Source organism: Spirosoma daeguense, assembly GCF_054776875.1.
This window is the reverse complement of the sequence record NZ_BAAHBF010000002.1, coordinates 1-10,341: the sequence shown is the minus strand read 5'-3', so window position 1 is coordinate 10,341 and position 10,341 is coordinate 1. Positions and strand designations below refer to the sequence as shown.

The 10,341-nt window shown below is 42.7% G+C and carries 15 protein-coding genes; 9 read left to right on the top strand and 6 right to left on the bottom strand.

The window, feature by feature from the left end; translation table 11 throughout:
* Positions 1-195 precede the first annotated feature (195 nt).
* The 5 genes from ACYVD4_RS04965 to ACYVD4_RS04945 all read right to left on the bottom strand — a co-directional run bounded on the left by ACYVD4_RS04965 (position 196) and on the right by ACYVD4_RS04945 (position 3,267).
* Positions 196-525 (bottom strand): LytTR family transcriptional regulator DNA-binding domain-containing protein, encoded by a 330-nt coding sequence (locus ACYVD4_RS04965; protein ID WP_460943043.1) that lies wholly within the window; start codon positions 523-525, stop codon positions 196-198.
* A 420-nt stretch (positions 526-945) separates the two neighbouring features.
* Complete coding sequence (locus ACYVD4_RS04960; RefSeq protein ID WP_460943041.1) at positions 946-1,311, bottom strand: hypothetical protein; 366 nt, start codon at positions 1,309-1,311, stop codon at positions 946-948.
* Positions 1,312-1,848: 537 nt separating this feature from the next.
* The gene (locus ACYVD4_RS04955; protein WP_460943039.1) at positions 1,849-2,220 is read right to left on the bottom strand and encodes a hypothetical protein; all 372 of its coding nucleotides are present in this window, start codon (positions 2,218-2,220) and stop codon (positions 1,849-1,851) included.
* Between the two features lie 7 nt (positions 2,221-2,227).
* Positions 2,228-2,440 carry a hypothetical protein gene (locus ACYVD4_RS04950; RefSeq protein ID WP_460943037.1) on the bottom strand — a complete coding sequence of 71 codons (213 nt, stop codon included), beginning with the start codon at positions 2,438-2,440 and terminating at the stop codon, positions 2,228-2,230.
* Positions 2,441-2,679: 239 nt separating this feature from the next.
* Positions 2,680-3,267 (bottom strand): hypothetical protein, encoded by a 588-nt coding sequence (locus ACYVD4_RS04945; protein ID WP_460943035.1) that lies wholly within the window; start codon positions 3,265-3,267, stop codon positions 2,680-2,682.
* A 108-nt stretch (positions 3,268-3,375) separates the two neighbouring features.
* On the opposite strand from ACYVD4_RS04945, the gene ACYVD4_RS04940 reads away from it, so the two are divergent.
* From ACYVD4_RS04940 to ACYVD4_RS04920, 5 genes are all read left to right on the top strand, one after another.
* Positions 3,376-3,639, top strand: coding sequence for a hypothetical protein (locus tag ACYVD4_RS04940; protein ID WP_460943033.1), 264 nt, complete (start codon positions 3,376-3,378; stop codon positions 3,637-3,639).
* A gap of 36 nt (positions 3,640-3,675) precedes the next feature.
* Positions 3,676-4,260, top strand: coding sequence for a PDDEXK family nuclease (locus ACYVD4_RS04935; RefSeq protein WP_460943031.1), 585 nt, complete (start codon positions 3,676-3,678; stop codon positions 4,258-4,260).
* A gap of 47 nt (positions 4,261-4,307) precedes the next feature.
* The gene (locus ACYVD4_RS04930) at positions 4,308-5,282 is read left to right on the top strand and encodes a hypothetical protein (protein ID WP_460943029.1); all 975 of its coding nucleotides are present in this window, start codon (positions 4,308-4,310) and stop codon (positions 5,280-5,282) included.
* 819 nt (positions 5,283-6,101) lie between these two features.
* Positions 6,102-6,578 (top strand): hypothetical protein, encoded by a 477-nt coding sequence (locus ACYVD4_RS04925; RefSeq protein WP_460943027.1) that lies wholly within the window; start codon positions 6,102-6,104, stop codon positions 6,576-6,578.
* 28 nt (positions 6,579-6,606) lie between these two features.
* Positions 6,607-6,945, top strand: a complete 339-nt coding sequence (locus tag ACYVD4_RS04920; RefSeq protein WP_460943025.1) for a hypothetical protein — start codon at positions 6,607-6,609, stop codon at positions 6,943-6,945.
* Positions 6,946-7,266: 321 nt separating this feature from the next.
* On the opposite strand, the gene ACYVD4_RS04915 is transcribed toward ACYVD4_RS04920, so the two are convergent.
* Positions 7,267-8,157 carry a hypothetical protein gene (locus ACYVD4_RS04915; RefSeq protein ID WP_460943023.1) on the bottom strand — a complete coding sequence of 297 codons (891 nt, stop codon included), beginning with the start codon at positions 8,155-8,157 and terminating at the stop codon, positions 7,267-7,269.
* Between the two features lie 284 nt (positions 8,158-8,441).
* Here ACYVD4_RS04915 and ACYVD4_RS04910 point away from each other — a divergent pair, with 284 nt between their 5' ends.
* The 4 genes from ACYVD4_RS04910 to ACYVD4_RS04895 all read left to right on the top strand — a co-directional run bounded on the left by ACYVD4_RS04910 (position 8,442) and on the right by ACYVD4_RS04895 (position 10,231).
* Positions 8,442-8,657 (top strand): hypothetical protein, encoded by a 216-nt coding sequence (locus ACYVD4_RS04910; protein ID WP_460943021.1) that lies wholly within the window; start codon positions 8,442-8,444, stop codon positions 8,655-8,657.
* Positions 8,657-8,824, top strand: coding sequence for a hypothetical protein (locus tag ACYVD4_RS04905; RefSeq protein WP_460943019.1), 168 nt, complete (start codon positions 8,657-8,659; stop codon positions 8,822-8,824). The genes ACYVD4_RS04910 and ACYVD4_RS04905 overlap by 1 nt, the downstream gene beginning before the upstream one ends.
* A 121-nt stretch (positions 8,825-8,945) precedes the next feature.
* Positions 8,946-9,578, top strand: a complete 633-nt coding sequence (locus tag ACYVD4_RS04900; RefSeq protein WP_460943018.1) for a hypothetical protein — start codon at positions 8,946-8,948, stop codon at positions 9,576-9,578.
* Between the two features lie 95 nt (positions 9,579-9,673).
* Positions 9,674-10,231, top strand: coding sequence for a hypothetical protein (locus tag ACYVD4_RS04895; RefSeq protein ID WP_460943016.1), 558 nt, complete (start codon positions 9,674-9,676; stop codon positions 10,229-10,231).
* Positions 10,232-10,341 lie beyond the last annotated feature (110 nt).

Here is a 10,341-nt window from a genome sequence, read left to right as displayed (position 1 = left end):
CAATAAGCGTGTGGCTGTAGAAATGAATCGGCCTAAATAATGACAAGCGATTGAGTAAATAGATTTCATAGAAAAAGGGACGTAGCGTAGGAAGAGTATATAAAGGGAGAAGGGGCAAGTATTGCTGTTGGCCCGCCAGCGTTGTAACTATTGATTGAAAACCTTCATCAAATGAGCTGGCGTTGATAAGCTAGCCTACGATTGATCTAATACATCTTTTACCTGACTGATACGTCGACGCGCAACCGAAACGGCCTGACTGTTACCCCAACCTGCCAGAACCACAACCAACTGCTTGCGGGCAGGAACGTGCCAATCCACGATCAGTGCAGGATGAACAGCCACTTGTTTGTTGAGACGTAACAGATATGAATACCGTTGGCAGATTTTACTTAAGGTAATCGATGAGAGATAATAACTTCCATCAAGAAAATACAGGTGGGTATAGTTGCCTTCTGCTCGTAACCAGCTTACTTGAGGCACACTATCAGGTTGGTGTGGTTTTAAGCGGGGAGTTTGTTTCATAACCGGGGAGGGGATTTAGGGATGACATATTACGGCTTAACTACTACGTATGGTTTGTAGGCTGTAGCCTCATAAAGCAGGAGTTAGACCTTATTCAGTTATAGCTCACAGACCAAAAGGCTAATTTCCTCCCAACTGCAAACGACTAGTTGTTTCCATCACTAGACGCCCAGCCTGGAAATACTTTACCTGTAAAGCCTGGCCCTGATAGCTCGCTGGTAAATTCACTACGTGATTAAGCCTCACTAGGTCGGTGGTGATCGGCACTCGGCCACAAGACCAAACACTGGCGTCCCCCAATTGCCCATACATGCTTACGCAATTGATCATAGAGGAATTGAATAGCGTAAGTTGTCGAGGTAACGGGGCTGACCGGAATGGAGAACGTTGACCCGCTGCCCATGCTGATCATACCATTAGTCAGCGTCCAGTTCCCAGTTGCACTTTCGGTGCCCCACCACCAACAGCATCTACCACCAACGTTACGCCACTTTGGCCAACGATCAGGGTTACTAGGTCACCACTTTGCAGCGTAAAAGTCGAACCAACACTGGCACCGCAGCCTCCCCGCCCAACCCCATCTCTACCTCGAACCGTTAGCCGAATTTGGAGAGGGCCGCCTGATGGAACAGTATAGGTGTATAGCCCAGGCGTAGCATAGTCGCCGTTGGTCTGAGCCAGTCCATGCTTAGTACAAAGACAGAAAAGCAGCCCGAGCAGTTGGAACGTAGTGGAACATACGTATCGTAATGAACTTGATTGAGTGGTTGAGTAAAATAAATTCATAAGAGAAAGGGTATAGTGTTTAGCTGTCACAACACTAGATTAAGGAGAGGACGCCTGCACTATCAGAGGTAGACGGTAAAAGAAGGAAATACAGCGTCAAATGCCTATTCTTTCATACGGACAAAATATGGACAAAATATAACATACTGATTTTCAGAACAATACTATCAAATTAACTACCCACCAAAAGATCATTCAGGTATAATTTGTTGCTAACTCCCAATTTCTTTCTCAGACGACAGGTTGTTTATGGATCAATTCGGGAGAGATTCCCAGCATACGGCTCATCGGGAAAGGTTCGATTTGGAGCCTGAAGAGAGCCAGAAGGCTGATTTTAGCTTTGGTTAAATCAGGGTAGTGAGTAAGAAGAGCCAAAAAGCCGGGGTGTACATCTTCAAACAATTGCTTGAACTGCTGCTAGTCAGTTTCAGTCAAAATGACCCGATTGTATAAACTGGTGATTGATTGCTGTGGAGGATTGGTTGGTTCAGCCTTTTGAAGCTGGACAGAAATAGTATCGATGATCTGGTTCTTCTCCTAAATGTTGGCCATATACTGAACCAGTAGTTGTTCTGCTCGTTGCTTCTGAGCCAGCAACACCTGCTTTTCCTGCCAACGTTTCCGCTGGTTTTGCCGAAAGGCATAAATCCCAGCCAGAATCAATAGTATTGCCGCAATGATGATGTTACAAACCAGTAGTGTGTTCTCATGGTTGGCTTCCAGCGTACGCAGGTCATTCAAATAGCCCTCAACATTAACCTGACTTTGATTAGCTACCAGCAGGCGGGTACTAAACAGAGTCCGCTGCGAATCTTCTACACGCCGAAGCGAATCCAGACAGATCGTTACAAAACGAAAAATAGCTTTGTTTGAAAGACTGACTATGAGCCAGATAGTACTAAATACCATAGTTCGACTAGGCCCGGTTGCTAAACAATTGAATTGAGCGGTCGATGTGGATTTTGGCTTTCTGAGTACTATCTATGTCGAGTAAAGCCTGAACCAGATAGAGAGTCGTCTGGGCGGCATTCTCAGGCATCTGATTACTTGGGTCATTATGCCAACTGAAACGATAACCATCATACAGATGAGGAAACGCCAATTTGGGTTTGTTCTGTAGCAGAAGCAAGTGGCCCAGAAATAATTAATTAACAGTAAACGAGTAAAAAACAAAACCCGCCATTGAGCGGGTTTTGTTTGAATTCAAGAAATTCTGTTAGTGACCGATACGGACGTTCGGCAAAAGGCCATTTTCCGCGTTTCTGACTAACTTTTTAAGCAATTTCTGCGCGTGTGTGCAAATAGGTGTGCAGTTATTGCTTTTATGCCACGAACCGAGCACGTAACCCGATCTGACAAGTAGCCCGTTTAGCCTTGGTTAATCTGGAACGGCAGGTGCGAATTCAGGATATTGTGCGCCTGATTAATGATTGAGTTGAAGTCAATTACAACACATTCTTTTTCAGGATAACGTACCAATCCGTAAACTTCCATCTGCTCCCGTTCCTCTTCTACCTTAGATAAGCGGTGACGCTGGCTACTTGACCTAAGAAAATTTAATTCCTTTTGTACAGATTCGGGCAAGGCCAGCCGCCAAAGTCGTTCGTTCTCACTCTTAAGCATTTGATTCTCCTTACCTAACAAATCAACCTTGTGCTGAAGCTTCAACGTTTGAATGTCAGAATTCGCAACTTCTGGTTTATCTGGCGTTTCTGAACTAATTACAGTGGGTTCATGTGGTTTCGTGCCCCATAGTATATAGTCATAAGGAAACCCAGCACCGTAATGATCAAAAAGCCTGTCTAATATCTCAAGCGTCACATCACGACCTTTCACAATATAATATAAGCCCTGAGTGCTAATTCCGGCCTCCTCTGCAACGCGACGGTAACCTTTCTTGTCCTCAAAGAATGCTAACAATCGGTTACGTCGTTCTTCCTTTCGGGTATCTTCCATAAAATTAAGTGTTAACAATAGTTGTTTTTATTGATACCGCTTGTTTATATTTGTACATACCTAACGGTAATAACAATATCAAACGATATTACAAACATAACCAAGCGTATGGAGAATGCAAACAATGCGCACGATTTTGATACCATAGAGTTGTTAAGCGGTGCTATAGAAGGAACAAGGTATGCTACTGAGGTATCAGCGGTATTACTTGAATGGAAACTAATTTATCCCCCTAATTATATACGATACATAGTCTCTCAGCGCAAAAACGTATATAATGAGCAAATCTGGAATGCAATTGCAGAGGTTGTTAAACGTCGAAAAGAGCGTAGAGAGAAGAATGCAGAGTTAGCAAAAAAACTGGTAGCTTAATACTAACCATTTATACACCTAATCGGGTGCGCCAATATGGACTTACTTGAAAAGGATTTAGAAGATATGGTTTACAACGCTTCTAAATCAGAGAGTGGACGCGCTTTTCTAGCAGAAAGGGGGTTAGATATTTATGGAACTTTGTTTAGGCAAGTTGGACTAGGCTCCTATGGTATAGCCGATTTAGTCACTATATCTTATAACCCTAATAAGCTTCCAAACGGTGCTCGTGAATGTAGAATTGACATCTACGAACTTAAAAAGGGTGTAGTGACTATAGATGCGCTTGGCCAAGCCTTGCGATATAAAGAGGCAATTGAACACTTTTTAAGCGAAAGCCCTTTAAAATTCATTTTCTATTACGGTATACATTTGATTGGAGATAGTATTGATTGGAGTCGGGACTTTCTCCCAATGGCAAAGGCTGCAGCAAAGGCTGACGAAATTGCTTCAGTAGCTTCAATATATGTTTATACCTATCAATTTGACTATGATGGATTACGCTTCTCTCAATCTAGCGTAAATGATTACGAAAAAAGGGATCACGGCTCACTTGCAAAATCATTAACTACACGTAAAGCATTTATTGCTTTTGCGCGACAATCATTGACATTTCCATGACAATTGACCGGAGCGATACGCACTCCTTCGATTGGCGTCTGGCCTGTTTGATTGGGGTTGAAAAGGCAATTATTGTCGGCAATTTCCAGTATTGGATTTCTGAAAATGAGAAACGTAGTAGTAAATCTCATTTTCAGCAGGGCGAGTATTGGACATACGACAGCGCAAAAGGATTGGCCCAGAAATATCCGTACCTCAACGAGAAATCAATTGCTCGATGGCTGGTTGAATTAGCTCAATCTGGGTGGATAAAAAAGGAATGTTTCAATAAAAACAACCTCGACAAAACTAGCTGGTACGGTAGAGGAGAACGGTTAATTGATTTCTTAAATTCTCCCATTTCTCAAAATGAGGAATCGAAGCCGCAAGCAACTTTGCCGATTTCTCAAAATGAGATTTCCATTTCTCAAAATGATACATCGACTCCTCAAAATGAGAAATGCACTCCTCAAAATGAGGAATGTAATATAAAGGATACAGTTAATAAACTTACAGTTATTAAACTCATTAATAAACCACAGTTAAAAACACTGTGCGTCGCTAATCGCGACGACGTGGAGGTTCGAAAATTCATTCAGGATTTTCTAAACAAAAAAAAGAAAAGAAAGCCCCCCCGTATTGCGGTCGCCCCCCCCAACTTTCCGGCCGACTGGCCGACCGAACTAAAAGCTTTTTATCTGGAAAGGTGGCTACCCTTTCGGCAATCAAAAAAGAGTGCTGGAAAGCTTTTGCCAGCCAGCATTCAGGCCCAGGTCGATTTACTGGGAGAATTGACACATCAACAGGCGATGTCCTGTATGAATTACTCGCTTTCAAACGGCTACACTGGTTTAATCTTCGACAAATTCAAGGCTAATGACAACCCTGCCAAAAACGCCATCAATGGCAATGCCCATACAAACGCCAACCCTTTCGGGCAAGGAGCCATTATCCCAACCGGAGCAACTTACCGACAACAATCTTTCGGACGAAGAAAAACCGTGGACGGGCATTCCCAGCCAGCAGGATCAGGAACGCTATAACGAAAACCACCGTCGGGCGATGGAAAAGCTGACAAAAAAGGATTCTTTTTTTCAGCCAGTTGATCACAGTAAGCTTACTGAAAAGGGAAAGGAAGACAGGGCGCGCGTAGCGGCTGCCAATCATATTCCTACGCAACTGGATGCGATTTTGGAGCGTTTGGAATCGTCTGTTCGCGCAAATTATCGTCGGCAGGTACTTGGTTTCGATATTGCCTGTCAGGTAATCAAACGAACGTTTGAAATCGAGTTATCCAGAAAGAGCAAAGAAATCGACCTCAGCGACGAACAGATTGTGGTGCTGGAAAATATCATCAGGTATTTCATTGGCGCGCCTAATTCGCCCTATCCGCTTCATAAAGGGCTGTTTTTGTACGGTGGTTACGGGGTCGGTAAAACTTTTTTGTTTCGGGCAATGCAAACGCTTTGCCGGATTGCGCCCATTCCAGATATGCAATTCGAAGAGATTTCTACCAAAACCTTTGTCACAGCCTGGAAGAACTTTAAGGATGGTAAAGAGAAAAAGAATAACCCAGTTCTTCAGTACAGCCGAGGCAATCTGCTACTCGATGATTTAGGTGAAGAGGTTCAGAAAATCATGTCATTTACCAACGTTGAAAACCCGATTGATGAGCTACTATCTGAACGCTACGTGGCTTTTGATCGCTACGGGCAGGTAACGCACGTTACGACAAATTTAGGGCTTGGAGATAGCGAAAACGCACTGGAAGAGCAGTTGGTAAAGCTTTATGGTAGTCGGATTCTTGACCGATTTAACGACATGTTCGAGGTTATTCTTTTACCTGGAGACTCTAAACGCGGATGAGTAAAGTAATCAATCTGCTACCAGAGCCCTATTATTTGGAGCATGGCGACAAGTGGGCAAAATACGCCATCGGCATTGATCCGGATAAAGATAAAAACGGCGTAGCGGTCTGGGATCGGCCAAACCAGAAGTTAATCAGACTCGAACGGCTCACGACGCCACAGACCGTTTTACTCTGTATTGATTACCGTGAAATCGGTTTTGTGTACCTGGAAGCTGGGCATTTAATACCTCATATCTGGGGGCTTGATCCCAAGTGGAGCACCGCCAAAAAAGCATCAGTAGCGCGGGATAAAGGGGTGAATCATGGATTCGGATTATCAATTAAACAGTGGCTCGAACATTACATGATTGGCCATTTAGAGGTGAAGCCAGAGAAGAAATGGACACCAGAGTTTTTTAAAATGACGACTGGCTGGGAGACGAAGGATCAGGAATTAATTGATGCAGGTAGGTTGGTTGTCGGTCGATGAGGGTAGAACGTAAACAGGGGGAATAGAAATGAGTATTGACGAATATCTGGAGCAATCAGAAGTAACACTAAAAAAGTTGGAAGAACTTCAGGAGTTTGAGGTTTGCGCTATGATGAGGGATTTATTAAATGCTATTCGCAATAAAGATGTAAAAACCTTTATTGATCTGGAATTCGATAAAAAAGCACTAATTAAATGCGGATTCTTCCCTAAACGAGCCACTTATGAGCAAATTGAAGAACGAATTAATACCTACTTCGGGTATGAGTCAATATTTGAATATGCACTTCAAGAAACGATGTGGTGTAAGTTTTATCGGTATAGCAAAGGTCAGTACGATATAATCGAGAAGGTAAATATTCAGTAAAAGGTTTAGGTTGAGTACAGAAAAGCCCCGTCGGATTGTGCGGGGCTTTTTTTGTGCTTTCTGGTGTTTAAATTGCAAACGTGGAGTTTAGTCAAACAATATATTACACTGTTCTGCATCAAGAATTAACCGGAGACGAGTCTACCACTTTCTGCGGGGTGTATTTTTATGATTTTGATGAAGCTAATAATTACGCCCTAGAGTGGGCAAACGAACAGTGGCCCAATGTTCAATACAAATTGAATAATGAGGGCATATACAAATACAAAGCTGAATATATTGGGGTGGATATTAGAAATTATTTTTATCCTTTAGCGTAATTTAACTATTGCCTATTGTCGAGAAAAAAGCAGTAATTATATCTTTATCTCTATTGTCTATTGGCTCCAAGCTTTTCAACACTAACTCTTTAAACTCAATTGGATGAAGCATTATCAATTTTTTCTCTAGTTCTTTAGGTAAAATAATAGTCTTTATAATAGGGTCAGCCTTAAGGCAAACGAACATGAAATTTTCAACGAAATACATGTAAAATAAACCTCTTGGAATATGCTGTCTCTCATCAAAATTTAAACTATTATCTGAATCCAGCCGAAAATAAAGGGCTAGTTTAGTGGTATTTAGCTTGTATTTTGATTTATTCCTGCCAATCCATATATACCAATTAGGCAAAGCTCGCTTATAATAATAAAAATAGGCTCTATCAAAATTATGAATAGCATAAGGTGGCTCATAAACTCGTTCGCCTATTATTGTTGTCATAGTTGCCCATGCTGCTAACTTTCGCTGCTTTACTTTATCAAGAATTATTTCCTGATCGAGCATTAAAGGTATTAGAATAGGCTTTATTACATTTTGAAGCTGACTACCCCATCCGGTGTTGCATTCCTGACATACGATCCGAAGTTTAGTAACGGCGGCATGTCCTTTATACCTGACATCGCTATAAGATATTTTCTCTGTGCCATCCTCATTTACTGTGTAGGTATTTCCTCCTATAAACTTACCATTACCTCTTCTGGGGAGTATATTTTTGTACCAATCCGCAAATACATGCTCCCCAGTTAATGGCTTACCGCCACAATATATGCACTTATTAGGATTGTCATTTTTAGATGCAATATCCTCAAGAGGCTTAAACCTATTACCAATAGTTAAAATATAGACTATATATCCAATAACTATTAGAAGTATAAAAACAGCTACTAACATCAATCCTTATTAATAATAATTATAGTTGCGCTATTAGGGCTCTCTCCCTTTCCCCTCTCAACCTACACTATTTCCCCCGCTTTGTCAAGGCGTAAGTTGTTGGTAGTGAGCCATATAAACGATTGGTATTTGTACTCATAACTAATTGGTTAAATTTTTATAACCGTTTGTTTGTATTTGTGATAACGCTTGTTTACATTTGTACAGTCAATCAGTAACAGAGAGCACTCCCCACGAAAGTCGCAAGGCTGCTGAACGATACAAACTGATACTTCGCAACTATCATGAATTACCAACAGTCCACAAAACCCGTCACCACCACCGTGTTTGTGATGCCCCGTAAGAAAGGGCGGTTCGTTAAGCACGAAACACTAACCTACAGGCCTGATCTGTTCGGTCCTGCGTATTCGGTGGTGTTCATTCGCTATTTCGGTGACAAGGCGTTTTTTGTACTGGACGGTCAGGTTAAAGAAGATTACTACTACAAACTCTCTCGCTAATGGCAACCCCTCAACAACTCCCCACATTCCGGCGCGGTCAGGCCGTGAACATCACGGCGCACAACGGAAACAAGATTACCGCCACGTACAAGGATACAGTTAACGGTCAGGCGGTGGTGCTTCTAAGAGGTATTCCGTTTACGTGTCACCCTACGCAACTGTCATAAAGAAATTGGTCGGGGGTATTGCTGTGCGTCGGCCGACAGCACAATCTGAGGTCTGGCATGGCCCTGAATCATGCAAATCCGACACCCGACCAACATTTTTCACTCTCTTATTTCTATTACAATGTCTACAGCACTTAAGCCTTACCAGAAAATTCACGAATTAAGCCAGGAGGTAGTTGATAAATACAAATACCTCGAAGGCCACCCAAAGCAGTATCGTTTCGATGCTAAAGAAGGTGTTTTTACCATCAATGGTATTGAAAAACTAGGCCGTACCCTTACGTTTCAGCCCATTGCATGGCGGGTGTTTACTGATAATATCCTGAATATGGGCACGAAGAATTGGGCTGAAATCTTCTTTATTGACAACAAAAACTGTGTGTCGGCCATCCTCTTCCACGGCTACTCGGTCGATAATATTTTCCGGCTCATCGAACCGCTCTATTACGATGACTTAATGCTATGTGACGTAAAAATAACGGTCGTAGCCGAAAAGAAGGAGAACACAAATGTCACACCAAAGGGAGTTTATTACATCGCTACGTTTAGCTATGCAATTGCTGATAAAGAAACGACTCTAGAAATTCGTCAGTACGCGAAGGATCGTAAAATATACCGTGTCGAAACCATAACCGACATCGCCAACATTAAGACGTCTTTCAATTTCTACGATCCATTCAAAATGGGTTCGGCTGGCGAAGCTGGCTATTTACCCCCAGAAGGAACAGACCCTGAAACTGGCGAAGTGAGATAAGTTTCCGCTTTAAACTAACCAATGACCAAACTCGAAGGCAAGTAACGGCGGTGGGTTCTGCCCCCTGTTCTTACTTCGCTAAGACACCTATCAATATGCCACGTAAAGAAGAAGAAGTTGTACTCTACGACAGCGAAGAAGCTGCAAAAGAGATAACCGTAAAGGGATGGGTAAGCCGGACTGGTCACTTTTACGGCAAAGACGAAAATGCAGCCCGTTACGATGGATGCACACATAAACTCTGTCAGTGTGGTAAGCAGATGGAACGGCGCTGGCTGAAGTGCTCAGACTGCCGCGCAAAGCAGGATGAAGAGTGTTACAATGCTTTACCTTTTGAAGAGTGGAATGGTAGCGATGCGCTTTATAGCCAAACACACGACCGATACTTTTTCGACGAAGATTCGCTCATCGAATACTGTGAGGAAAACGAGGTTACGCCTGACGATTTACGCTTAGTTCTCTGTGAGCCAAACGAATATTCGACTATTGACAGTGAGCACTGGTCGGACATTATGCCCGAAGACGGGGACGGGGAACTACCAAAGGAGTTGCAGGAAGCTCTTGATAATCTGAATGCTGTAATCGAAAAATTGCCGCCCTGTAGTTACTCGCCAACCAACATTCGAACATCCTACGTATTGCCTGCCGACTGAAACCCCCGCGTTTGTCAATCTAGCCCATAAATGATCCTCCCCCGGCTGCGGTGGTCGGGGGATAAACGAAAGCAACTAACATTCTCACCATGAAAGGATTTAAAGTTTTC